The sequence below is a fragment of the Leifsonia sp. L25 genome (genome assembly GCF_050632895.1).
This window is the reverse complement of the sequence record NZ_JBODRZ010000004.1, coordinates 819855-843390: the sequence shown is the minus strand read 5'-3', so window position 1 is coordinate 843390 and position 23536 is coordinate 819855. Positions and strand designations below refer to the sequence as shown.

At 70.0% G+C, this 23536-nt stretch carries 21 protein-coding genes and 9 pseudogenes; 13 read left to right on the top strand and 17 right to left on the bottom strand.

Annotated features, from left to right (window positions below):
- Positions 1-254 precede the first annotated feature (254 nt).
- Positions 255-587: a hypothetical protein gene (locus tag ACRAWC_RS25740; protein WP_431349958.1), complete on the bottom strand. Its 333-nt coding sequence runs from the start codon at positions 585-587 to the stop codon at positions 255-257.
- A 38-nt stretch (positions 588-625) separates the two neighbouring features.
- Here ACRAWC_RS25740 and ACRAWC_RS25735 point away from each other — a divergent pair, with 38 nt between their 5' ends.
- The 4 genes and pseudogenes from ACRAWC_RS25735 to ACRAWC_RS25720 all read left to right on the top strand — a co-directional run bounded on the left by ACRAWC_RS25735 (position 626) and on the right by ACRAWC_RS25720 (position 3777).
- Positions 626-967 carry a pentapeptide repeat-containing protein gene (locus ACRAWC_RS25735; RefSeq protein ID WP_431349957.1) on the top strand — a complete coding sequence of 114 codons (342 nt, stop codon included), beginning with the start codon at positions 626-628 and terminating at the stop codon, positions 965-967.
- 154 nt (positions 968-1121) lie between these two features.
- The gene (locus tag ACRAWC_RS25730) at positions 1122-2150 is read left to right on the top strand and encodes a LacI family DNA-binding transcriptional regulator (RefSeq protein WP_431349956.1); all 1029 of its coding nucleotides are present in this window, start codon (positions 1122-1124) and stop codon (positions 2148-2150) included.
- A 159-nt stretch (positions 2151-2309) separates the two neighbouring features.
- Positions 2310-2895: pseudogene (locus ACRAWC_RS25725) on the top strand (alpha-amylase family glycosyl hydrolase); the annotation flags it as partial.
- Positions 2896-3417: 522 nt separating this feature from the next.
- Complete coding sequence (locus ACRAWC_RS25720) at positions 3418-3777, top strand: hypothetical protein (RefSeq protein ID WP_431350029.1); 360 nt, start codon at positions 3418-3420, stop codon at positions 3775-3777.
- Positions 3778-3949: 172 nt separating this feature from the next.
- Here ACRAWC_RS25720 and ACRAWC_RS25715 read toward each other — a convergent pair whose 3' ends face one another.
- The 5 genes and pseudogenes from ACRAWC_RS25715 to ACRAWC_RS25695 form a co-directional block, all read right to left on the bottom strand.
- Positions 3950-4579 carry an inositol monophosphatase family protein gene (locus tag ACRAWC_RS25715; RefSeq protein WP_431349955.1) on the bottom strand — a complete coding sequence of 210 codons (630 nt, stop codon included), beginning with the start codon at positions 4577-4579 and terminating at the stop codon, positions 3950-3952.
- Entirely contained in the window at positions 4576-4770 is a 195-nt protein-coding gene (locus ACRAWC_RS25710) for a hypothetical protein (RefSeq protein ID WP_431349954.1), read from the bottom strand. The genes ACRAWC_RS25715 and ACRAWC_RS25710 overlap by 4 nt, the downstream gene beginning before the upstream one ends.
- Positions 4771-5196: 426 nt before the next feature.
- Positions 5197-5280 (bottom strand): hypothetical protein, encoded by an 84-nt coding sequence (locus ACRAWC_RS25705; RefSeq protein ID WP_431349998.1) that lies wholly within the window; start codon positions 5278-5280, stop codon positions 5197-5199.
- Between the two features lie 422 nt (positions 5281-5702).
- Positions 5703-6346: pseudogene (locus ACRAWC_RS25700) on the bottom strand (heme oxygenase (biliverdin-producing)).
- Between the two features lie 57 nt (positions 6347-6403).
- The gene (locus ACRAWC_RS25695; protein WP_431349953.1) at positions 6404-7036 is read right to left on the bottom strand and encodes a VOC family protein; all 633 of its coding nucleotides are present in this window, start codon (positions 7034-7036) and stop codon (positions 6404-6406) included.
- Between the two features lie 281 nt (positions 7037-7317).
- Here ACRAWC_RS25695 and ACRAWC_RS25690 point away from each other — a divergent pair, with 281 nt between their 5' ends.
- Positions 7318-7665 (top strand): DUF520 family protein, encoded by a 348-nt coding sequence (locus tag ACRAWC_RS25690; RefSeq protein ID WP_431349952.1) that lies wholly within the window; start codon positions 7318-7320, stop codon positions 7663-7665.
- Between the two features lie 5 nt (positions 7666-7670).
- Here the strand turns inward: ACRAWC_RS25690 and ACRAWC_RS25685 are convergent.
- The 5 pseudogenes from ACRAWC_RS25685 to ACRAWC_RS25665 all read right to left on the bottom strand — a co-directional run.
- A pseudogene (locus ACRAWC_RS25685) lies at positions 7671-8654 on the bottom strand (alpha/beta hydrolase); the annotation flags it as partial.
- Between the two features lie 13 nt (positions 8655-8667).
- Positions 8668-10060 (bottom strand): annotated as a pseudogene (locus tag ACRAWC_RS25680) (FAD-dependent oxidoreductase).
- Positions 10061-10090: 30 nt separating this feature from the next.
- Positions 10091-11147, bottom strand: a pseudogene (locus ACRAWC_RS25675) (polyprenyl synthetase family protein).
- Positions 11077-12131: pseudogene (locus tag ACRAWC_RS25670) on the bottom strand (class I SAM-dependent methyltransferase). The pseudogenes ACRAWC_RS25675 and ACRAWC_RS25670 overlap by 71 nt, the downstream one beginning before the upstream one ends.
- A gap of 144 nt (positions 12132-12275) precedes the next feature.
- Positions 12276-12661 (bottom strand): annotated as a pseudogene (locus ACRAWC_RS25665) (hypothetical protein).
- A gap of 132 nt (positions 12662-12793) precedes the next feature.
- On the opposite strand from ACRAWC_RS25665, the gene ACRAWC_RS25660 reads away from it, so the two are divergent.
- Positions 12794-13648 (top strand): PPK2 family polyphosphate kinase, encoded by an 855-nt coding sequence (locus ACRAWC_RS25660; RefSeq protein WP_431219885.1) that lies wholly within the window; start codon positions 12794-12796, stop codon positions 13646-13648.
- Positions 13649-13655: 7 nt separating this feature from the next.
- On the opposite strand, the pseudogene ACRAWC_RS25655 reads toward ACRAWC_RS25660, so the two are convergent.
- A pseudogene (locus ACRAWC_RS25655) lies at positions 13656-14883 on the bottom strand (isochorismate synthase).
- Positions 14884-15073: 190 nt separating this feature from the next.
- Between ACRAWC_RS25655 and ACRAWC_RS25650 the strand changes: the two are divergent.
- Both ACRAWC_RS25650 and ACRAWC_RS25645 read left to right on the top strand, forming a co-directional pair.
- The gene (locus ACRAWC_RS25650) at positions 15074-15733 is read left to right on the top strand and encodes a GntR family transcriptional regulator (protein WP_431246372.1); all 660 of its coding nucleotides are present in this window, start codon (positions 15074-15076) and stop codon (positions 15731-15733) included.
- Entirely contained in the window at positions 15733-16434 is a 702-nt protein-coding gene (locus ACRAWC_RS25645) for a GntR family transcriptional regulator (protein ID WP_431246371.1), read from the top strand. Before ACRAWC_RS25650 ends, ACRAWC_RS25645 begins: the two co-directional genes overlap by 1 nt.
- A gap of 8 nt (positions 16435-16442) precedes the next feature.
- Here the strand turns inward: ACRAWC_RS25645 and ACRAWC_RS25640 are convergent, their stop codons facing one another.
- The 4 genes from ACRAWC_RS25640 to ACRAWC_RS25625 all read right to left on the bottom strand — a co-directional run bounded on the left by ACRAWC_RS25640 (position 16443) and on the right by ACRAWC_RS25625 (position 17637).
- A complete protein-coding gene (locus ACRAWC_RS25640) occupies positions 16443-16703 on the bottom strand; it encodes a glutaredoxin family protein (protein WP_431219881.1) in 261 nt (86 codons plus the stop codon).
- 88 nt (positions 16704-16791) lie between these two features.
- Positions 16792-16890, bottom strand: coding sequence for a 30S ribosomal protein bS22 (locus tag ACRAWC_RS25635; RefSeq protein WP_003792170.1), 99 nt, complete (start codon positions 16888-16890; stop codon positions 16792-16794).
- Positions 16891-16960: 70 nt separating this feature from the next.
- The gene (locus tag ACRAWC_RS25630; RefSeq protein WP_431219880.1) at positions 16961-17173 is read right to left on the bottom strand and encodes a helix-turn-helix domain-containing protein; all 213 of its coding nucleotides are present in this window, start codon (positions 17171-17173) and stop codon (positions 16961-16963) included.
- A gap of 38 nt (positions 17174-17211) precedes the next feature.
- Positions 17212-17637: an ArsR/SmtB family transcription factor gene (locus ACRAWC_RS25625; protein ID WP_431219879.1), complete on the bottom strand. Its 426-nt coding sequence runs from the start codon at positions 17635-17637 to the stop codon at positions 17212-17214.
- An 83-nt stretch (positions 17638-17720) separates the two neighbouring features.
- Here ACRAWC_RS25625 and ACRAWC_RS25620 point away from each other — a divergent pair, with 83 nt between their 5' ends.
- From ACRAWC_RS25620 to ACRAWC_RS25610, 3 genes are all read left to right on the top strand, one after another.
- Positions 17721-19157 carry a TrkH family potassium uptake protein gene (locus ACRAWC_RS25620; protein WP_431246370.1) on the top strand — a complete coding sequence of 479 codons (1437 nt, stop codon included), beginning with the start codon at positions 17721-17723 and terminating at the stop codon, positions 19155-19157.
- Entirely contained in the window at positions 19150-19821 is a 672-nt protein-coding gene (locus ACRAWC_RS25615; RefSeq protein WP_431246369.1) for a potassium channel family protein, read from the top strand. The genes ACRAWC_RS25620 and ACRAWC_RS25615 overlap by 8 nt, the downstream gene beginning before the upstream one ends.
- 263 nt (positions 19822-20084) lie before the next feature.
- A complete protein-coding gene (locus tag ACRAWC_RS25610) occupies positions 20085-20897 on the top strand; it encodes a hypothetical protein (RefSeq protein WP_431349951.1) in 813 nt (270 codons plus the stop codon).
- 80 nt (positions 20898-20977) lie between these two features.
- Here ACRAWC_RS25610 and proC read toward each other — a convergent pair.
- Positions 20978-21822 (bottom strand): annotated as a pseudogene (gene proC, locus ACRAWC_RS25605) (pyrroline-5-carboxylate reductase).
- A 22-nt stretch (positions 21823-21844) separates the two neighbouring features.
- Here proC and ACRAWC_RS25600 point away from each other — a divergent pair.
- A complete protein-coding gene (locus ACRAWC_RS25600; RefSeq protein ID WP_431246366.1) occupies positions 21845-22807 on the top strand; it encodes a cation diffusion facilitator family transporter in 963 nt (320 codons plus the stop codon).
- Entirely contained in the window at positions 22804-23505 is a 702-nt protein-coding gene (locus ACRAWC_RS25595) for a glutamine amidotransferase (RefSeq protein ID WP_431349950.1), read from the top strand. The genes ACRAWC_RS25600 and ACRAWC_RS25595 overlap by 4 nt, the downstream gene beginning before the upstream one ends.
- Positions 23506-23536 lie beyond the last annotated feature (31 nt).

Here is a 23536-nt window from a genome sequence, read left to right as displayed (position 1 = left end):
GGTGCGGTCATGCGTGACTCCTTCGTTTGTCCGTTCCCTCACGCTAACGCGGCGGTCCGAACGGTATTCCGTAGCCGTCTGAAGATGTGGAAAGGTGACCCGCAGCACGTACTGTGGACGGATGCGCACCGCTGACGACGCCCGCCGCGAGCTGCGGGCGGACTGCGCCCGCTGCGTCGGCCTCTGCTGCGTCGCCTTGGCTTTCGCCCGCTCCGCGGACTTCGCATTCGACAAGCCGGCCGGCGACCCGTGCGTCAACCTCGCCGAGGACTACCCGCTGCGGCATCCATCCCGAACTGCGCGAGCGCGGCTTCAAGGGCTGCACCGTCTTCGACTGCTTCGGTGCCGGGCAGCAGGTCACGCAGCACACCTTCGCCGGCGCCACGTGGCACGACGGAGGCGAGACGCAGAGTGCCATGTTCGCCGTCTTCCCGCTGATGCGCCAGCTGCACGAACTGCTCTCGGTACGTGGAGGATGCGCTGGCCCTGGAGGCCGCCGCCTCACTGCATCCCGCGCTGCGGTTGGTCCGCACCGAGGCGCGCGCGCTCGCCGATGCACCGGCCGACGCCATCTGCGAAGCGGACATCGAAGAGATCCGCGCCCCCGCCGCCAGACTGCTGCGGGATGCGGCCCGCCTGGCCCCGAGAGGGCGGCCCCGTCGGCACCGGGCCGAAACGAGGCGCGCGCTCCCGCATCCGTCCCGACGCCGACCTGCTGGGCGCGGACCTGCGCGGGGCGGACCTGCGCGGTGCCGAGCTCCGCGGCGCCCTGCTCATCGCGGCTGACCTCCGCGACGCCGACCTCTCCCGCGCCGAGCTCATCGGCGCCGACCTGCGCGACGCGCGCCTCGATGGGGCAGACCTCCGCACGGCGATCTACCTCACGCAGCCCCAACTCAACGCCGCCAACGGCGACCGACGCACTCTCCTGCCGCCGACGCTCGCCCGCCCGACCCACTGGCACTGAACTCCACGGCCGACGACCGGGCCACGGAGACTGCAAACGCTTCCAGCCGCATCGCTATACTCCCCCTGTGCGCGGTCACATCCCGGGCACCGGCGGTCGCAAGCGCTTCCACCGCACGAGAGCACAGCAACCGCACCAGAGCACAGGAGGTGGGATGCCCGGCATCGACGACGTCGCGCGCCTCGCCGGCGTCTCCACGGCCACCGTTTCCCGTGCGCTCAGCGGCAACGGCCCTGTCTCGCAGACCACCCGTGCGCGGGTGCTGCGGGTCGCATCCGACCTCGGGTACGTCGTCTCCTCCGACGCGTCGAGCCCCGCCTCCGGCCGCACACGCAACATCGGAGCGGTCGTCCCGCAGCTGAACCGCTGGTTCTTCACCTCCGTCATCGAGGGCGCCCAGCGGGTCCTCCTCCGTCGCGGCTATGACCTCACTCTCTACAACCTGAGCGGTGACGGGGAGGAGCGGCGCCGAGTGTTCGAGCAGCACCTGCTGCGCAACCGGGTGGATGCGGTCTTCGCCGTCTCGCTCGAGCTCGCCGAGGACGAGGTCGGCCGCCTGCTCGCGCTCGGGAAGCCGCTGGTCGGCGTCGGCGGACCGCTGCCCGGCGTCAGCACCCTCACCATCGACGACGTCGCGGTCGCGCGGCTGGCGACCGAGCACCTCATCGGCCTCGGCCACACCCGCATCGCGCACATCGGCGGCTCGGACGAGTTCGACCTCGACTTCCACATCCCGACGAGCCGGCGCCTGGGCTACGAGCAGGCGCTGACCGAAGCCGGCCTTCCCGTCGACGAACGCCTGCACCGGGCGACGGACTTCACGCTTCCAGGCGGGTACGAGGCCGCGAAGCAGCTGCTCGGAACACCGCACGAGCGTCCCACCGCCCTCTTCGCCGCCTCCGACGAGATGGCGGTCGGCGCCATCCTCGCCGCCCGCGACCTCGGCCTCAGCGTGCCGCGCGACGTCTCCGTCATCGGGATAGACGACCATCCCCTTTCCGAGTTCTTCGGGCTGAGCACGATCGCGCAGCACCCCGTCCGCCAGGGCGAGCGCGCGGCGGAACTGCTGCTCGCCGCACTCGAGGCGCGGCGAAGTACCGGCGGAGCCGCGCATCCGGAACCCGTCAGCCACACCGCCCCCGCGGAGCTGATCGTCCGATCGAGCACCGCCGTCCACCCCTGATCCCCCACCCGCCCCCGACACGAACATGAGGTGACCACCATCTCCGCAACGACCCCGACCACCGATCGCACCCCCGACACCCCCGGTCGCGAGTGGTGGCGCTCCGCCGTCATCTACCAGGTCTGCCTGCGCTCCTTCGCCGACTCCGACGGCGACGGGATGGGCGACCTCCCCGGAATCACGCACCGTCTCCCCGCACTGCGCGATCTCGGGGTGGATGCCGTCTGGCTCTCCCCTTCTACCGCTCGCCCCAGAACGACGCCGGCTACGACGTGGCGGACTACCGCGACGTCGACCCGCGCTTCGGCACCCTCGCGGACTTCGACACGATGCTCGCGGAGGCGCATGGCCTGGGGCTGCGCGTGATCATCGACATCGTCCCGAACCACTCGTCGAGCGACCACGTCTGTTCCAGGAGGCGCTGGCCGCCGCACCGGGGAGCCAGGAGCGCGCCCGGTACATCTTCCGCGACGGCATGGGCGAGAACGGCGAGCTGCCGCCCAACAACTGGAGGTCGATCTTCGGCGGCCACGCGTGGACGCGCATCACCGAGCCCGACGGCACGCCGGGCCAGTGGTACCTCCACCTCTTCGACAAGTCGCAGCCGGACTTCGACTGGGAGAACCCGTGGGTGTGGGAGCAGTTCCGCGGCGTGCTGCGCTTCTGGCTCGACCGCGGCGTCGACGGGTTCCGGGTGGATGTGGCCCATGGCATGGTGGAAGGAGGCGGGCCTCCCCGACTACACGCCGCCGGAGGGTATGGGCAGCATGGGCGGCACCACTCCGACCCTGGAGACCGGCGGCATCCCGCTCGAACCCGAGATCCACGCGCACGCCGAGGTCGACCCGCCGACGCCGCCGTACTTCGCGCAGGACGGCGTCCACGCGATCTACCGCGACTGGCACACGGTCCTCGCCGAGTACGAGGGCGACCGCGTGCTCTGCGGCGAGGCGTGGGTCGAGCCGCTCGACAAGCTGGCCCGCTGGTGCGCCCGGACGAGATGCAGCAGACGTTCAACTTCGCGTACCTGGAGACCCTCGTGGGATGCGGCCGCGCTGCGGAGCGTCATCGATCGCTCCATCGCGGCCTTCAGCAGTGTCGGCGCTCCGAGCACGTGGGTGCTGTCGAACCGCGACGTCGTCCGTCACGCGACCCGCCTGGCCCTCGCGGGCGAGAACCTGCAGGGCCACGGCATCGGGCCGAAGACGAAGCGGGTGCCGGACCCGGCGTTCGGCCTGGCCGCCGGGCACGCGCGGCGACCGCGCTCATGCTCGCACTGCCGGGATCGGCCTACCTCTACCAGGGCGAGGAGCTCGGTCTCCCCGAGGCGATCGACCTGCCCGACGAGGCCCGTCAGGACCCGACCTGGTTCCGCACAAACGGTGAGCGGTACGGCCGCGACGGCTGCCGCGTCCCCATCCCGTGGGAGGGCGACGAGGCGTCGTACGGCTTCGGCCCGAGCCCGGCGAGCTGGCTGCCGCAGCCCGCGCTCTGGGCGTCGTACATCCGCTCGGCGCAGGAGGGCGTGGCCGGGTCGACGCTGAGCATGTACCAGGAGGCCTTGAAGCTGCGCCGCCGTCACGACCTGGCGTTCGGCGCCCCCGGAGTGGATCGACCTCGGCGGTGACACGCCTCGCCTTCCGTACCGGCGAGGTGACGGTCGTCGTCAACTTCGGCACGGACGCCGTCGCGCTGCCCGAGGAGGCGGATCGCGCTCGCCAGCGACGAGCTGGAGGACGGGAAGCTGCCGCAGGACACCGCGGTCTGGCTCGTCTGAGCCGGGGCCACTCCGGTCGGCGTCACTCCCAGTCGGAGTAGAAGCGCTCGACCCGGGGGTGCAGTCGATCGAAGAGGTCCGGCGCGGCCGCCACCAGCAGGCGGCGGTCCGCCGGGCCTCCTGCGATTCCGGCGACCCGTGCGCCGGCCTCCTGCGCGATCAGGGCGCCGGCCGCGTGATCCCATGGGTTGAGCCTGCGCTCGTAGGCACGCGTCGAGCTCGGCCGGCGGCGAGCGAGCAGAGGTCGAGGGATGCGGCCCTGATGCAGCGGATGTCGCGCACCTCGGGGATGAGCTCGGCGACGAAGCCGCGGCCTGGCGCCAGCGCACCTCGGCGTCGTGACCCGAATCCCGTCCCGACCAGGGCGAGGCTCAGGTCGACGCCCTCGTTCACGTGGATGCGCTCCCCGTTCAGCCGCGCGCCGTCCCCTCGGCAGCGGTGAACACCTCCTTGAGCAGACAGGATTCACCACGGCCCCGGCGAGGGTCCGCCACGTGGCGGGGTCCGGGTCGCCTTCGACGACCGCGATGCTGACCGCCCAGGCGGGGATGCCGTAGAAGTAGTTGACGGTGCCGTCGATCGGGTCGACCACCCAGGTGAGCCCGCTCTGGCTGCTCCCGCCGCCGGACTCCTCGCCGAGGAACCCGCTCACGCGGTCGCGCCGCGGCCAGCGCATCCTGGATCAACTGCTCGGTCTCGCGGTCCCGCCTGCGTGACGATGTCGCTCAGCGACGACTTCGAGGCGGCGATCTCCACGCCGTCCTGCCGCCGCTGGAGGGCGAACGCGGCGGCCCGTTTGGCGACGGTGGAGGCGATCTCGAGCAGCTCGACGGTGGAGGTCATGCGTCAAGCCTCTCAGATGGGCTGCATGCCCCGCAGACGAGGAGCCTGGCCGCAGGGCCGGGCTCTTCGTGACGTGGCGAGTGAGGGATTCTGAACCCCCGAAGTCGTAGACAGCTCGATTTACAGGTCGGATCCCTTTGGCCGCTTGGGTAACTGCCATTGCGCGCTCCCGACCACCAGTGACTCTCGTGACCGAAGAGCGCCGCACAAGAATAGCCGCCGCGCGCCCGCACACGAAATCAGCGCCCGCCCAGCCTGCGCACCGGCCGGCGTCAGGCAGCGATGGCGACGACTCCGGGCGTCCGGCCGACCTCCGCGACGGTCGCGGGCTGCAGGCTCGGCGGTCGTGCCGGCAGCGATCAGCGAGCCCCGTTCGGGCACCAGCGAGAGCACCTGCGCGCCGGCGAACTTCGGCGGCGACGCGGGTCAGCAGCTCCCCTCGCTCAGGTCGAGGACCCGGCACAGCGCGGCGAGGATCTCGGACGACGCCTCCTTGCGCCCGCGCTCGATCTCGGAGAGGTAGGACGGAGACCCGCGAGCGCTCGGAGAGCCTCGCGCAGGGTCGTTCCCCGCTCCGTCCTGATCCGGCGGAGCACCGAGCCGATCGCGTGCCGCAGAAGCTATGCGGCCAGCCTATGTCGGATGCCGCCGATCCGCGCCTGCGGGATCTGCGCGTTCTGCTGTGGGCATAATCCCGTGGATGCTGTGGTGATCGCGACACCCCGGTGCGCGCTGCCGCCGATGTCGGTGGTCGGGCGCACAATCGTGGGCATGAGAACGTTGGAAATTTGCGAACGGTGCGACGGCACAGGGCCGACCCTCGCAGCACGCCGAGGAGGTGCTGCGCTCTGCATCGAGTGCAGCGGCGACGGCTGCCACGTCACGTATTACGAGGAGCTGGCCCAGACGGCCTGACGCAGGCGACCTGCACGTCAGGCGGCGGTCTTGGCCGCCGCGAGGTCGTCGAACAGTTCCGTGTTGAACCGGAACGCGAGCCCGACCTCCGCGATCACGCGATCCCGCTCCTCCTCCGTCCACTCGATCGGCCGTCGAGCCGGTCAGGTGTCCTTGAACAGCTTCGGCTTCGCGATGTCCGCGAAGAGGTAGAAGCCGACGCTGTTGGTGTCGAACCCGTACCGCCGCTGCAGCAGCGTGCGGATGATCTGGCCGCCGGAGAGGTCACCGAGGTAACGCGTGTAGTGGTGGGCGACGAATCCGCCCGGCCACGTGCGACCCACCTCGCGGATGCGCTCGGTGTAGCGGACCGTCGACGGCAGGGCCGCGATCCGCTCGCGCCAGGCGTCGCCGAGCAGGAACTCCAGGTCGGCTTCGATGGCCGGCAGCCGCGTCAACGCGGGGCTGATGAACAGCGTCGCGACCGGGTCGGAGCCCATCCACTCGGCCGACTCCTCGAGCGCCTCGTAGATGAAGTAGTGCTGCGACAGCAAGGAGATGTAGTCGTCCCGGCTGCCGCGGCCGCTCATCAGGTCCTGCATGAAGACCGCGCCCTCGCTCTCCTGGTGGACACCGCGGGTGCGTCGCGCAGCGCCTGCGAGAAGGGGATGAGCTGGGCCATTCGGGACTCCTGACTAAGGGAAGGCTTACCTCAGCCTGTCGCACCCCTGCCAGGTCGTCAAGGCGAGGGCGGCTCCGTACGCTCGAGCCGGTAGCCCGCCGCGCGCAGCGTCTGCGCCATGTGCTGGGCGTACCACTCGGGCCACTGCTCGTCGAAGACTCCGCCCAGGTCCTCCTTCTCGTGCACCCCGTGCGCCTCGGCCGCCTGCTTCAAGTGGTCCAGGATGACGTCGGTCAGTTCGTCGCTCATCGTCCCGGCAGCCGCTTCTTGATCTCCTGCAGGATCCAGCCGTTCCTCGTCCGGGTCCTCGAAGGAGGCGAAGGTCGAGTAGTCGGCACGCTCCGGGTGGGGGCCGCTGATGCGTTCGCGCGTGCCGGCGTGCCGGAAGATGCCCGTCGAGTCGTGGAAGAGCTCCGACACCTCGACACCCGCGTCGACCAGCGCAGCCCGCGCCTCGTCGATGTCGTAGACGGTGAGCTGCAGCCCCTGCGTCGACCCGGGAGGCGCATCCGTCAGCCCCGTCCCGAAGATGATCGACGCCTCCGACTCGGGCGGGGTGAACTGCACGATCCGGTAGCCGTCGTCGACGGCGAAGTCCGCATCCTCCCGCCACCCCAGCGACTGGTAGAAGGACTTCGCCCGGTCCACATCGGAGACGGGCGGGACGACGACCTCGAGTTTCATGTACATACGAACCTCCTCCATCGGGGCGTATGCCGAGCGGGCGTCAGTCTAGAACCGGGCTGTCGGATGCGGCAACGGATGCTGCGGCCCTCACCCGTAGACTGGATGCCGTACGCGCCCGCCGAGAAGGATCGGAGTGATCTCGCGGCAGACTCCTCGTTCAGACGTCGTCAGCAAGGTCGACAAGATGGAGGCGGACAACGCCGTCAATCAGGCCCGCAAAGAGGTGGAGCAGCGCTCACGACTTCAAGAACGTCGGAGCGTCGGTCGAGTGGAGCGGCGAGAAGGTGCTCCTGAAGGCCAACACCGAGGAGCGCGTCAAGGCGGTTGCTCGAGGTGCTCGAGTCGAAGTTCATCAAGCGCGGCATCACGCTCAGTCGCTCGACACCGGCGCCCCTTACCCGTCCGGCAAGGAGTTCCGCGTCGAGGTCGGGCTCAAGAACGGCATCGAGCAGGATGCGGCGAAGAAGATCAACAAGCTCATCCGCGACGAGGCACCGAAGAGCGTGAAGTCGCAGATCCAGGGCGACGAGCTGCGCGTGAGTTCGAAGAGCCGCGACGACCTGCAGGCGACGATGGCGCTCCTCAAGAACGCCGACCTCGACGTCGCGGTGCAGTTCGTCAACTTCCGCTGAGAGTAGCCCCGGAGCCATCGCTCCATCGCCGTGTAGGCCGCCTTCCGCACGGGAGCGGCCGACAGGAACACGTCGTGGAGCGCATCCTGCACCCAGGACACGGTGACCGTCGGCGCCAGCCCGAGCGCGCGCTCGGCGATGTCGCGGACGACGAGCACCACGTCGGAGCGCATCATGTCGGGCGTCCAGAACGGCAGCAGCGTCGACCGCGCCGAGAGCAGCGTGAGCACGGGCGCGTCGATCGTGAGACCGGCTGCCACCCGGGCATGCCCGGCGAGCACGGCGGTCAGCCAGGCAGGGTGCACGGGGAAGCCGCGCACCGGACGCCAGGCGAGGTCGTAGTCCCACTCGCCGTCCAGCGTGCGCGACACGGTCCGGGTGTAGAAGCCGAGATCGACGTTCGGCATCGCCGCCTTGGGGTCGATGCGCGCACGCAGGTCCATGAGCGGCGCGAGGGCCGCCCGGCCGGCGGAGTGCGCCTGGAACTCCAGCCACGGGCTGTTCAGGATGAGCGCATCGGCCCGTCCTGGATGACGGTCCGCCCAGAGGCTCAGCGTCAGGCCGCCGGTCGAGTGGCCGAGCAGGATGAGACGTCGATGGTGCGAGCGCCGCTCGCCCTCGCCGTGGCCCATCGCGTCGAGCGCCGCCGCGATGTCCTCGTCGTAGACCGCGAGGTCGTCGACGAAGCCGGGCGTCTGCCCCTCCCGCAGACTCCGCCCGTACTTGCGCAGGTCGAGGGCGTGGAACCGGGCGCCCTGGTCGTGCCAGAACCGGGCGAGCTCGGACTGGAAGAAGTAGTCCGACCAGCCGTGGACGTAGAGCACGTCCGCGTCGGCCGCGGGTCCCCGGTGCAGACGGGGACGCGGAGGCGGCGAGTACCGCACCAGCGTCGCGACGACCTCGCCTTCCGCATCGTCGCCGAGCGGAAGGGTGGTCTGCTCGAAGGGCGCCCCGAGGATGTCGGGGCGCCACTCGCGCGGGCTCGTCATGCGCGCTGCGGGGCTACTCTGCCTGACCCAGCGCTGGGCCGCTCGCGACCGTCTCCGCGTTCGAGACGCGGACCATCTCGTCGCGCGGAACCACCTTCACGCGCACCCGGCCGCGCTCGGCGCCGAGCGCCTGCTCGTGCGTGTCGAGGTTGTGCCAGCCGTCGAGCGTGGTGTACTCCACCCCGCTCGCGCAGGAGGTTCTCCACAGATTCCTCGGATGGGTCTGCGGGCGACCACCAGTTTCCCTGATCGTTGATCACATGCTTGATCGTCTCCATCGCATCCGACTTGGTGTGACCGATGAGTCCGACCGGACCGCGCTTGATCCACCCCGTCGCGTAGACGCCGTACATGCGCTCGTTGTCGCCCTTGCGCAGCACCTGGCCCTCGTGGTTCGGGATGACGCCGTGCTTGCGGTCGAAGGGGATGCCGGGGAGCGGCGAGCCGAAGTAGCCGACGGCGCGGTAGAGGGCGTCGATCTCGAGCTCGCGGATCTCGCCCGTGCCCCGCACGCCGCCCTCGCCGTCCGGCTCCGTGCGCTCGTACCGGAACGCCGTCACGTTGCCGTGGTCGTCGCCGACGACCTCGAGGGGCTTCGCGTAGAAGTGCAGGTGAAGTCGACGCGACGCGTTGCCCACCTCGCGCTGCCGCCACTGCTGCAGCACGCGGTCGATCACCATCACCTGCTTGTTGCTGGCGACGGCCGCCTTGGACTGCTCGTCGTAGTCGAAGTCCTCGTCGTACAGGATCATGTCCACGTCCCGGAGCTCGCCCAGCTCGCGCAGTTCCAGCGGTGTGAACTTCACCTGCGCCGGTCCGCGGCGGCCGAAGACGTGCACGTCCGTGACCGGCGAGTTCTTGAGCCCCTCGTAGACGTTGTCCGGGATCTCGGTCGGCAGCAGGTCGTCGGCGTGCTTCGCGAGCATGCGAGAGATGTCGAGGGCGACATTGCCGTTGCCGATCACGGCGACCGACTTCGCCTCCAGCGGCCAGGTGCGCGGCACGTCCGGGTGACCGTCGAACCAGCTGACGAAGTCCGCGGCGCCGTAGGAGCCGTGCAGTTCTATGCCGGGGATCTCCAGGTCAGCGTCCCGCACCGCGCCCGTGGCGAAGATGACCGCGTTGTAGTGGCGCTTGAGGTCGTCGAGGGTGATGTCACGGCCGAACTCGACGTTGCCGAAGATGCGGATGTCGCCGCGATCGAGCACCTCGCGCAGGGCGGTGATGATGCCCTTGATGCGCGGGTGATCGGGCGCGACCCCGTAACGGACCAGGCCGTACGGTGCGGGAAGCTGCTCGAACAGGTCGATGGATACGTCGAAGCCGCGCTCGGCCTTCAGCAGGATGTCGGCGGCGTAGATGCCCGCCGGCCCGGCGCCGACGATGGCCAGTCGAAGTTTGGTCATGCGTTGATTCCTTCTGGTGTTCCGTGCGGCTCAGCTGGAGCGCTCGACGATGGTGTCCGCGAAGCCGGACCAGAGCCTTCTTGACCGGGCCGTCCGGCAGCGGGGCCAGCGCCTCCACCGCCTCGCGCGCCCAGCGGTGCGCCTCCTCCAGCGTCTGACGCGTCACGTCGTGCTCGCGGAGCGCCGCGATGGCCTCCATCGCGGCGGGCGTCACCTCGCCGTCCTCCGCCGAGCCCATGACGTCGCGCTCGAGACGCTCGAGCAGCGCCGCCGCGTCCGGATCGGTCGCCGCGCGCTCGCGCAGGCGCAGCACCGGGAGGGTGGCGACGCCCGCGCGCAGGTCGTTGCCGGGCGTCTTGCCCGTCTCGGCGACGCCCTGACCGGAGAGGTCGATCACGTCGTCGATCAGCTGGAAGCGCGACACCGATCTTCTCGCCGAAGACCACAACGGGTTGCTCGTACTCGGTGGGCGCGTTCGAGAAGACCACGCCCATCTGCGCGGCGACGGCGATCAGCGAGCCGGTCTTGTCCTCGAGCACCTGGATGTAGTGCGCGACCGGGTCCTCCCCTCCTGCGGGCCGATGGTCTCGTGCAGCTGGCCGAGGCACAGCCGCTCGAAGGTGTCGGCCTGCAGCTGGATCGCACGCTCCCCGAGGGCGGAGACCAGCTTGCTCGCCCGGGCGAAGAGGAGATCGCCCGTCAGCACGGCGACGGAGTTGCCCCAGACGAACTGCGCACTGGGCACTCCGCGGCGCATCTGCGAGTCGTCCATGACGTCGTCGTGGTAGAGCGAGGCGAGGTGCGTGATCTCGACGGCTTCGGCGGCCTGGATGACATCCGCGTTGGTACCCCGTCCCAGCTGGGCGGCGAGCAGGGTGAGCATGGGGCGGACGCGCTTGCCCCCCGCCTCGAGCAGATAGCGCGCGGTGACGTCGGCCAGGTTGTCGGCGAACTGCATCTCGCGGTGCAGGCCCTCCTCGACCGCGGCCAGGCCGTCGTCCACCGCGTTGGCGAGCTCACGATCCTCGCCGCGGATGAAGATCCGTTCGGTGAAGCCCAGTTGACCGGTCAGCGACGGGCGCCGCACACCCGGGACACTTCGTGGCACTACTCCCCTCGGACGGGATGGTGGACGCAGACTGTTCGGAGCCGGCGGATCCGGCGGATTCCGTCGTCGGCTTGGGGGCCGGCTTCGGCTTCGGCGCAGCCTTCGGCTTGGCAGCGGCGGCGGGCTTCGCGGACGCGGCCGGCCTGGGCTTCGCAGCAGCGGCCGGCCTGGGCTTCGCAGAAGCGGCCGTCTCGGGCGTCGCGGCAGCGTCGGTCTTCGGCTTCACGGCAGCGTCGGTCTTCGGCTTGGCGGCCGCCGCCCGCTTGGGCTTCGGGGCCGGAGCCGGCTCCTCGACGACCGCGGGCCGCTCGGGCTTGAAGCCGCGGTGGAGCGCAACGATGCCGGCCGTGAGGTTGCGGAAGGCGACGCGCTCGAATCCGGCCTCGCGCAGCCAGCCCGCGAGCGAGCGCTGGTCCGGCCACGCCTGGATGGACTCCATCAGGTACTCGTACGCCGCAGGGTTCGAACTCGCGACCCGGGCGAGGACGGGCATCCCATAGCGCAGATAGGCCGAGTAGCCGGCACGGACGGGAGCGAGGGGAGGCTGGGAGAACTCGCAGACGACGACACGGCCGCCCGGCTTGACGACGCGGTAGAACTCGGCGAGCGCCTTCTTCGGGTCAACGATGTTCCGCAGCCCGAAGGAGATCGTCACGGCGTCGAACGTGTCGTCCTCGAAGGAAGCGCCGTCGCGTCGGCCTGCACGAAGCGGACGAACGGGTTGCCGGCCTGCCGCTGGCGGCCGACCTCGATCATCCCCTCGGAGAAGTCCGCAGCGACGACCGACGCGCCGTTCCGGGCGAGCGACGCGCTCGACGTCCCCGTGCCGGCCGCGACGTCGAGGATCGTCTCGCCTGCGCGCGGATCGACGGCTCGCGTCGTCGCCACGCGCCACAGCGCCGCATTGCCCACCGACAGGACGGCATTGGTCCGGTCGTAGCGCGTCGACACCTCGTCGAACATGGCGGCGACCTGGGCGGGCTGCTTGCTGAGGTCGGCCTTACTCACCCCACCAGCTTAGGCCGCGCCGTCCGCCGCTTGCATTCCAGTGCCTGGATGCACGCCGAATGGTCAGCGAGCGCCGGGACCGCACTCCGCCCGGGCCGCTCAGTAGCGCTCGCCGAGCGCCTTCGCCCGAAGCGCGTCGAACTCGCCGCGGCTGATGACCCCCTGGTCGAGCAGCGTCTGCGCCTGCTGGATGTCCGCCGCCGGCGTCGCGGATCCCGTCGGGCGCTGGCCCCAGCTGTCGTCCTCGGGAACCCTCGCGTCGCGCGCCAGATTGCGGGCCGCCATCCGCGCCCCCGCGCGATGAGGTAGACGAGCGCCCCGAGCACCGGCAGGAAGATCAGGAAGATCACCCACAGGGCCTTCCACCACCCGTTCAGTTCCTGATCCCGGAACAGGTCCACCAGGACCGTGAACAGGATCATCAGGAACGCGACGAACGCGAAGATCCAGAAGACATACAGGAATGCCGACCAGAACGTGTCCATCTCAGTCTCCTCTCGACGCGCACACCGTAATGCCGCGCTGCCGCACATGGCTAGATGCGGAATCGCGTGGCCCACCGGGACTCGCCGCCGGGTCTACCATGGGCGTCCCGCACACGCGACGAGGAGGCCACGGTGGGCGACAGCGATTACTGGACGACGGATCCCTACGAGCTGCTGCGCGTGCAGCCCGGCTTCCGGCTCGCCGACGAGCCGACGGACGGCGTTCCCGGCTTCGACGGAGGCAAGAAGGAGGGCGAGAAGGCCCTCGCCGATGGCGCGGGCCTGCTCGCGGATCTTCAGGAGCAGCTGTTCGCCTGCGGCCGTGAGGGCGATCCGCGTTCCGTGCTCCTGGTGCTGCAGGCGATGGACACGGCGGGCAAGGGCGGGATCGTCTCCCACGTCATCGGCTCGATGAACCCGGGCGGCGTGCACTACGCGGGATTCGGCAAACCCACCCCGGACGAACTGGCCCACGACTTCCTCTGGCGGGTGTGGCAGCAGGTGCCGGCCGCGGGCGAGGTCGGCGTCTTCGACCGCTCCCACTACGAAGACGTGCTGATCGGGCGGGTGCGCTCGCTGGCGCCGCCCGAGGAGCTGGAGCGGCGCTACGGCGCCATCAACGCCTTCGAGAAGGAGTTGAACCAGTCCGGCACCACCGTGATCAAGGTGATGCTCCACCTGAGCAAGGACGAGCAGCGGAAGCGCCTTGCCTCACGGCTCGAACGCCCCGACAAACTCTGGAAGTTCAACCCCGCCGACGTGGACGAGCGCCTGTACTGGGACGAGTACCAGGAGGCCTATCAGGTCGTCCTCGACCGCACGAACAGCGTCTACGCCCCGTGGTTCGTCGTCCCGGCCGACCACAAGTGGTACGCCCGGGCGGCGGTGCAGCAGCTGCTCATCCACGCGATGCAGGGCCTCCAGCTGGAGTGGCCGCGTCCGCACTACGACGTGGAGGAGCAGAAGCTCCGCCTCGCGCAGTCGTGACGACGGGTCAGCCGAAGGCCTCCACGATGGGGCGGAACTTCATCCCCGTCTCCGCGAGCTCGCGTTCGGGCTCCGAGTCGGCGACGATCCCGGCGCCCGCATAGGCGGTCAGGTCGCCGCCCGTGGTGACCTGGGCGCAGCGGAGGGCGATCGCCCACTCGCCGTCGCCGTCCGCGCCCACCCAGCCGACCGGGCCGGCGTAGCGTCCGCGGTCGAACGGCTCCAGTTCGCGGATCAGCGCGAGCGCCTCATCGCGAGGCGTGCCGGCGACCGCGGCGGTCGGGTGCAGCGCGGCGGCCAGGTCGAGCGAGCTGGATCCGTCGCTCAGCATCCCGGCGATGTCGGTCGCCAGGTGCCACAGGTTCGGCAGCTTGAGGGTGAACGGCTCGTCGCTCGCCGCGAGGTCCGCGCTGTGCGGGCGGAGCGCATCCATCACGCTCGTCACCGCGAAGCGGTGCCTCGCCCTGGTCTTTGGCGCTGGCGACGAGCTCGGCCGCGGCGGCGGCATCCTGTGCGGCATCCGGACCGCGCGAGATCGTCCCCGCCAGCACGCGCGCCGTCACCGTGCCGTGGTGGACGCGGACCAGCGTCTCCGGCGACGACCCGACCAGGCCGTCCACGGCGAAGGTCCAGCAGTCCGGGTACCCGAGCGCGAGCTCGACGAGGGCCCGGCGGAGGTCCGACTCGAGCGGCAGGTGCCCGCGCAGGTCGCGGGCCAGCACCACCTTGGACAGGTCGGCCTCCCGGATGCGCTCCACGGCCTCCGCGACCGCCTCCCGGTAGCCGTCGGCCCCGAGCTCACCCGGCAGCAGGCTCAGCCGGTACTCGTCGCCGAACGCGGTCGGCTTCGACAGCGTCGTCACGGCGGGCTCGCCCGCGCGACGGATGCGCGTGATCCAGCTGCGGCTCCCCCGGCGCCCGATCACCACCTCCGGCACGATCAGGGTGCTCGTGGCGGTGCTCTCGTCGTCGAACGCGAAGGTGCCGAAGGCCACCAGGCCGGTGCCCGGCGTTCCCACCGCGTCGTCGACCGTCGCGGCAGCCGCGGTCTCCCGCCACGCGGCCGACGCCTGCTCGATCCGGTCCGGACCCGTGAAGTCGAGCCTCAGCACCTCGCCGATCCCCGCCATCCCTTCGCCCTTGCGCAGCCACAGCAGAGGCGTGCGGGAGTCGAGGAAGGGGATGAGCTGGCGGACGTCATCGAGCGGTGTGGTCTCGGCCTCCAGGGCCGTCACGCCAGTCTCCCGCCGAGCGGTCGGGGCTGATCTCACCAGGCCAGCCTACGCCCGCGGAACTGTGCGCCCGGTGGGCGGCGGATGGGGACTCGATGGGCGTTCCGACCGGGCCCGGAGTGCAGGCAATGCGCGCTTTCGACACTCTGCACATCAGCCCGCCCACCGATAGACCGGGATGTAACATTCATCTATGCCCGTGCCCGTGACCGGAGCCGCCAGCCCCCGCCGGCTCATCCGAGACGAAGTCTTCCTGCGCCTCCTCGATGCGATCGTCGACGGCGACCTGCTCCCCGGCGAGCAGCTGTACGACGCCGAGATCGAGCGCTGGGTGGGCGTCTCGCGCACCCCGGTCCGCGAAGCGCTCAACCAGCTCGCGGCCATGGGCCTGGTCGAGATCCTGCCCCAGCGCCGCACCCGGGTCACCCCGATCGAGTCCGTTCGCCTGCGGCAGCTGATCGCCACGATCGGCGTGCTGGTCGCGGGGGTCGTCCGCGACGCCACCCCGCTCCTCACCGACGCCGACCGGGAGGCGCTGCGCGACATCGACGCGGCAGAAGCCGCCCGCACCGGGCTGTCCTCCGACGGGTTCCTCGGTGTGTTCCTCCGACGCCTCGACAACCGCACCATCGCGCGCCTGCTCAAGCGCCACCTGCCCGAGGTGCAGCGAGCGCTCAACGCCGCGCCCTCCTCCGCCGCATTCGACAAGGCGAAGCCGTCGGTCACGGCACTCCTCGACGCCGCCGTCTCCGGCAAGGCCGAGAAGGCCGGTCGCGCCACCGCCGACCTCTTCGACAAGGCCCTCGTGACCATCGCCGACGACTTCGCCGGGAACAAGAAGGAGACCCGCTGATGCCGCTGCCCGTGAACGACACCGCCCCTGTCGAGCGCCGGCTGCTGCGCGACGTCGTCTACAACCGCCTCTACGACGGCATCCTCGACGGCACGCTCGAGCCCGGCGAGACCCTGCTCGACGAGAAGCTGACCGCCTGGCTGGGTGTTTCGCGGACGCCGATCCGCGAGGCCCTCATGAAGCTGGCCGACATCGGCCTCGTCGAGATGGCGCCGAACCGCTACACCCGCGTCGCCCCCATCGACCTGAAGGCGATCGACGAGGCCATCTACACGACCGGCCTGCTGCACGAGCACGCCGCGCGGACCATCGTCCCGACGCTCGACAACGCGACGGTCAGCCGTCTCGACAAGGCGCAGAAGGACGTGCGCAAGGCCACCAAGGTCCGCGACCTTCCGGCGCTCGGCCACGCGTTCAACGACTTCTTCCTCGAACTGGAGCGCGCGGGCAGCGACGAGGTGCTGGTCTCCGTCTCCGAGGGGCTCAGCCCGCAGCTGCTCCGCTACATCTCGGTGTGGCAGACCCCGTTCGGCGTCGACGACCTGCCCGCCGCCCTCGCCGGCATCCTGGCCGCGGCCAAGGACCGCGACGGCGCCCGCGCGGGCGACCTCGTCAAGGAGCTGTACGCGGGGACGCTGAAGCAGTTCCTGCAGGACTACCGCCGACGCGACGCGGACATCGACCAGACACCGGTGTTCTGACGCCGGTGTCAGCGCTCGAGCAGCGCTGAACGCAGCCGGGCAGGATCCACGCGCCAGTACGTGTGGACGCGCCCCTCGATGAGCACGACCGGGATCTCCTCCACGTACTTCTCGTGGAGTTCCGCATCCTGAAGGATGTCGCGCTCCTCCACGGTGACGTCGGGGCCGTCCGACGGCAGCTCGGCGATCACCGAGTGGATGACATCCCTCGCGTCGTCGCAGAGGTGGCATCCGGGCTTGCCGATGAGGGTGAGGGAGACGCTGTCCACCCCTTCACTCTAAGCGCGCGGCCGGATGCGCGGGCACAGCAAAAAGCGCCGGACCGGTTGGACCGACGCTTGAGCCGTAGACCGGGGTCTACTTCTTGTTGCGACGCTGGTGGCGCGTCTTGCGAAGAAGCTTGCGGTGCTTCTTCTTCGCCATACGCTTGCGACGCTTCTTGATAACGGAACCCACGTAGACCTCACAAAGAATCAGGGGTAAGCCGCGGGGCGCGCGGCGACACGAGGTGACAGTCTACCCGACGTCACGCCGAGTCCGCGACGCCGCCCTCTCGGAAGGTGGCCGCATGCAGCAGCTGCTCGACCGCCGACTCCGGAACCCGGAACGACCGGCCGAAGCGGATGGCCGGCAGCTCACCGGCGTGGACGAGGCGGTAGACGGTCATGCGGGAGACGCGCATCATGTCGGCCACCTCGGCGACCGTCAGGAAGCGCACATCCTTCAGATCCTGTGCCATGGTCCCGTCCCTCCTGCCGGACATCGTACTCGGGGAGGTCAGTCCTTGCGCCACTTCTTCGGGGTGACCCGCTCGGTCGCCGACGAGACGCGATGGCGCGTGTCGGCGAGCACCTTGCCGACGGTGCTCGCGAACTCGCGCGTCTCCTCCGCGAGGCGCACGCTCAGCTCCATGTCCTCTTCCGATGCCGTGAACGGAATGACCCAGTCCTCGACGGCCTCCAACGGCACCGGGTCGAGCCGGTAGTACCGGTGCTGGCCCTCTTCGCGGACGGCCACGAGACCCGCCTCGCGCAGCACTTTCAGGTGCTTGGAGACGGTCGGCTGGCTGAGCTCCAGGGTGGCCACGATCTCGGAGACGGATATATCCCGAACGGAATGCGTCGCGTCCGCGTTGCGATCGCGCAGCACTCGGAGGATCTCGCGCCGCGTCGGGTCGGCGATCACGTCGAAGATGTCGGCCATGCCCCCAGGCTAGTCATTCCCCCGGCGCAGTACCATGTCCACCAGCCCGCCCCTCACCAGGAAGACGACGGGAAGGACCACACATGACCACCACCCGGACGGTCCGCGGCCGGCCCGTCTCGCCGGCGGGACGTGTGCGTGCGGCCCTCAACGCTTTCGCTGCGCGCAGCCCGTCGCGGTTCGCGATCGTCGTGTTCGCGCTCCTGATCCTCGTCTTCACCCTGCTCTTCTCGCTGCCGATCTCGTCGGCGAAGGGCCAGTGGACGCCCCTGGCCGACTCCCTCTTCACCGCCGTCTCGGTGATCTGCGTGACGGGACTCGCGACCGTCGACATGGCGACGCACTGGTCGATGTTCGGCCACCTGCTCGTCTACATCGGGGTGCAGGTGGGTGCGGTCGGCGTGCTGACCATGGCGTCCATCCTGGGGCTCGTCATCTCGCGCAAGCTCGGACTGCGCGCGAAGCTGATGGCCGCGAGCGACAGCAACCCGCTCAGGATGCACTCGGGCCCCGTCGCAGAAGGCCAGGCGGTCCGCCTCGGCGAGGTCGGCAAGCTGCTGACCACCGTCGCGATCAGCATGGTGGTGATCGAGGGCGGAGTCGCTCTGCTGCTGTTCCCGCGCATGCTCATCGGCGGCGTCGACGTCGGAACCGCGGCGTGGGAGGCCGTGTACTACTCGGCGATGGCCTTCACGAACACCGGGTTCACGCCGAACACGGAGGGCATCCAGGCGTTCGCGACGGACTACTGGTTCCTCAGTGCGCTCATGGTCGGCGTGATCCTCGGAGCGATCGGTTTCCCGGTCATCTTCGCCATCGCCACCAACCTGCGCGAGAAGCGGCGGCGATGGTCCATCCACGTGAAGCTGACGCTGCTCACGTTCCTCATCCTCCTCGTCGCCGGCGCCGTGCTCTACATCGTGCTGGAATACGAAAACCCGAGGACCTTCGGGCGGCTGGATGCGGGACACACGGTCTTCCAGTCGTTCTTCCTCTCGACGATGGCGCGCTCGGGCGGGTTCTCGACCATTCCCATCGACCACCTCCACGGCTCGAGCCTGCTGGTCACGGACATGCTGATGTTCATCGGCGGCGGGTCCGCATCCACCGCCGGCGGCATCAAGGTGACGACGCTGGCCGTCCTCTTCCTGGCCGCGTTCGCAGAGGCGCGCGGGGTCGAGTCGATGGATGCGTTCCGGCGCCGCATCCCGATCGACGTCCTGCGGCTCTCGGTGGCCGTCGCGCTGTGGGGGGCGACGATCGTGGCGGTGTCCAGCATCCTCATCCTGCAGGTCACGAAGGCGCCGCTCGACCACGTGCTGTTCGATGTCATCTCGGCGTTCGCGACCTGCGGTCTGTCGACCGGGCTGACCGAGCGGCTGCCCGACGCGGGCGTCTACATCATGGCCGCCACCATGTTCTGCGGGCGCGTTGGTACAGTGACACTCGCCGCGGCGCTGGCGCAGAGTCAGCGCCGCCAGCTGTACCACAACCCGGAGGAGAGGCCGCTCGTTGGTTGACCGGATCAAGCACAACGCGCCCGTCCTCGTCATCGGTCTCGGACGCTTCGGCGCGGCCACGGCGGGCGAACTCGACCGGCTGGGGCGCGAGGTGCTCGCGATCGACACGGACGCACAGCTCGTGCAGAAGTGGGCGGACCGCGTCACCCACACCGTGCAGGCGGACGCGCGCTCGATCGAGACCCTGCGGCAGATCGGTGCGGAGGACTTCTCCGTCGGCGTCGTCGCGGTCGGCTCGTCGATCGAGGCGAGCGTGCTCATCACGGCGAACCTCGTCGACCTGAAGGTGCCGCAGATCTGGGCCAAGGCGATCTCGAAGTCGCACGGCAAGATCCTGGAGCGCATCGGCGCCAACCACGTCATCTACCCGGAGGCGGAGGCGGGCGAGCGGGCGGCGCACCTCGTGACCGGGCGGATGCTCGACTTCATCGAGTTCGACGACGACTTCGCCCTCGTCAAGATGTACCCGCCGAAGCCCATCCGCGGCCTGCCCCTGGGCGACTCGGGCGTCCGCTCGAAGTACAACATCACCGTGGTGGGCGTGAAGAGCCCCGGCCTCCCCTTCACGTACGCGACCGCCCAGACCGTGGTGTCCGACCACGACCTCGTCATCGTCTCCGGCGCCTCCGCCGACATCGAGCGCTTCGCCGCCCTCGAGGCCTGACGCCCGCCCGCTGCGCCCTCCGCGCGTCCTCCCGTCCGCGCGCCCGTTCGTCTCTCGGCGTTCCCTCCACCGTCGAGTCCGCGATGTTTGCACGCAACACGCCCCGCGGACGTGCAAACATCGCGGACTCGATGCTGGGGGCTGTGGATAAGTGGGTCGAGCCCCTCCGGACGCGCTTGGGTGTGCAGATGGAGAAGTACGGAGAGCGGAGTCGGGACCTCCTCGCAGAGGGTGTGCCGTGGCGAACTGTTTACGGGAAGCGCATGCATCGACCCTTCTACGGGATGCGCACCGAGCAAGCGCCTGTCGACCATCTCGCGTTGTGTCGCGCAGCCGCCGTGGTGCTGCCGGCCCACGCCCTGTTCAGTCACCGGTCTGCCGCCATCATCCACCGGATGCCGCTGCCGCTCCACGCGCGACCGACCGACGTCGAGGTCAGCGTGTTCGAGCCGCATCGGCCGCCGACTCTCGACGGAGTGGCGGCTCACCAGCTGACTCCGGATGACCACCGCGGGGCCGTGGTGGACGGACTCTCCGTGATCGCCGCGCAGGATGCGTGGGCCCAGCTGAGTTCACGGCTGTCTGTGCCCGATCTCGTGGCGATCGGGGACTACCTGGTCACGGGCGACGAGCCGTACTCGGGTCAACCGCCGCCGCTCACGCGATTCGACCTCGAAGCGGCGGTGCGTCGGCACGGTCGCCGTCGCGGAGTCAGGAACCTGCGTCTCGCTCTCGAGCGAGTCCGTTACGGGTCCCTCTCGCCCCAGGAGTCGCGACTGCGCCTGGCACTGGAGGACGCCGGCCTCCCCGCTCCGACACTGAATCACCCCGTTCGGCCGGCGGGCGAACGCCGCGTGGAGGCGATGATCGATCTCGCGTACCCCCACGCAATGGTCGCTATCGAGTACCTCGGCGACCATCACCGGACCGACCCAGCCGTCTATCGGGACGACATCCGACGCCGTGAACGCCTCGTGGAGCAAGGCTGGTTCGTGGTGTTCGTCACCGCAGCTGACGACTTCGACGTCGTCGCGATGCGCGTCCGTCGCGCGCTCTACCGATCGAGTCCGCCCTGATTGCACAGAATCAGGGGGATCTCGTCAAGACTTCGTGTACTCGGCGTTGGGCATAGGACGGCGGGGGCGGGGCGAGGAGGTCAGCCGGCGGCGAGCTCGCGGGCGCGGGCGAGGGCGGCGTCCGTGGCGCGGGCGAAGAGTGCCGGCAGGTCCGCGTCGGAGAGGACGGCGATCGCGCGCTCGGTGGTGCCGTTCGGGCTGGTGACCCGGCGGCGCAGCTCGGCCGGGTCCTCGCCGGAGGAGACGAGCAGCTCGGAGGCTCCCAGGAACGTCCCGTTCACGAGTGTGGCCGCCTGCTCGGGTGTGAAGCCCTTCCGCACGGCGGCCTCCGTCAGCGCCTCGATGAGGAGGAAGACGTACGCCGGGCCCGACCCGGAGATGGTGCTCAGCGCATCCAGCTGCGACTCGGGCACCTCGACCACCTCGCCGACCGTCCCGAACAGGGCGCGGACCACCTCCAGGTCCTCCGCCTCCGTGCGCGATCCGGCGCTGATGCCGGTCACGGCCTTGCCGACGACGGCAGGGGTGTTCGGCATCGCGCGAATGACCGAGATCGTGTCGGGCAGCAGCGACTCCATCGTCTCCGTGGTGACCCCGGCCGCGACGCTGACGACGACCGTTCCCAGGGCGAGCGAGTCCGTGATCTCGGCCAGCACGTCCCGGACCTTCGCGGGCTTGACCGCGACGAGGACGACCTGCGCACCATCGACCGCGAGCCGGTTCGCGTCGGCCTTCGTCTCGGCCGCGTACGCCGTCACGCCGGGGTGCCGGCGAGTTCCGCCGCGCGCGCCTCCGAGCGGTTGGTGACGCGGATGCCCGCCACCTGCACCCCGGGGGCGAGCAGCCCGCTCAGGATGGCGCGGCCCATCGAGCCCGCGCCCAGCATCGCGATCGTCGGGAGGGTCACGTTCTGCGCGTCGTCCATGCCTCCATCCTAGGATTGGGGCATGAGCGCATCAGGTGGGACCAGGGCCATCATCGCCGCCTTCGCGGCGAACCTCGGGATCGCGCTGACGAAGTTCATCGCCTGGTTCTTCTCGGGGTCGTCATCGATGCTGGCGGAGGGCGTGCACTCGGTCGCCGACTCCGGCAACCAGCTGCTGCTGCTGCTCGGCGGCCGCCAGTCGCGCAAGGAGGCCGACCGCGAGCATCCCTTCGGGTACGGCCGCGAGCGCTACGTCTACGCGTTCGTCGTCTCGATCATCCTGTTCTCGGTCGGCGGTGTCTTCTCGATCTACGAGGGCGTCGAGAAGCTGACCCACCCGCACCCGCTCGAGAACGCGTGGCTGCCGATCCTGGTGCTGCTCATCGCGATCGGCCTGGAGTCGTTCTCGCTGCGCACCGCGGTCAAGGAGTCCCGGCCGCACAAGAAGGGGATGTCGTGGCCGCAGTTCATCCGCCGCGCCAAGGCCCCCGAGCTGCCGGTCGTGCTGCTGGAGGACGTGGCGGCGCTGACCGGTCTCGTCTTCGCGCTGCTCGGCGTCGGCCTGACCATCCTCACCGGGAACAGCGTCTGGGACGGCGTCGGCACGGTGCTCATCGGCGCTCTGCTCGTGACCGTCGCGATCATCCTCGGCATGGAGACGAAGAGCCTGCTGGTCGGCGAGGGCGCGAGCGACCTGGACGTCGCCGCGATCGAGCGGGCCATCGACGCGGGCGACGACGTCGAGCGCATCATCCACATGAAGACGCTGTACCTGGGGCCGGACGAGCTGATGGTCGCCGCGAAGCTGGCGTTCCCGGGCGAGCACCGCCTGGCCGACGTCGCCGCCGCGATCGACACGGTCGAGCGGCGGATCCGGGATGCGGTCCCCGCCGCGCGCGTCATCTACATCGAACCGGATGTCTGGGTCGACCCGAACGACCGGGCGCCCGCCACCGACACCATCGTCATCAAAGGACTCGAGTGACCCGCACAGCCGTCATCCTGCAGCACGACCCCAGCATCCACCTCGGCAACATCGGGCCGGTGCTCGTCGAGCACGGCTACGACCTGCGGATCGTGGATGCGAGCGCCGAGGACGTCTCGGCGATCGACCCGTCCGAGGCCGACCTGGTGGTCGTGCTCGGCGGCGAGATGGGCGCGTACCAGACGGACGAGTTCCCGTTCCTCGAGGATGAGAAGCAGCTTCTGCGCGCCCGCATCGACGCCCGACGCCCGACGCTCGGGGTGTGCCTCGGCGCCCAGCTGATGGCGGGAGCCCTCGGGGAGCGCGTCTACAAGGGCGACACCATGCAGATCGGTTACCGCCGCGTGGAGCCGACGGAGGCCGGGGTGGACTCCCCCATCCGGCACTTCGACGGCGTGCCGGTGGTGGAGTGGCACGGCGACACGTTCGAACTGCCGGAGCAGGCGACGCTGCTGGCGTCGTCGAGCGACTACTCGAACGAGGCGTTCGCGATCGGCGACTTCGCGCTCGCCGTGCAGTTCCATCCCGAGGTCACCGACGAGATGCACGAGAAGTGGGTCTCGGACGGCTACAACGAGCTGGATGAGCACGCCATCGATCCGGACGCCATGCGCCGCGACCGCGAGGCGTACTCGGCGCGGATGCAGGAGGCGTCGCGCGCGGCGTTCTCCGAGTGGCTGGAGAGCCTGCCGGCGTGACGCGCGCCCGCAGCCGGCGGGTTCAGGCCGG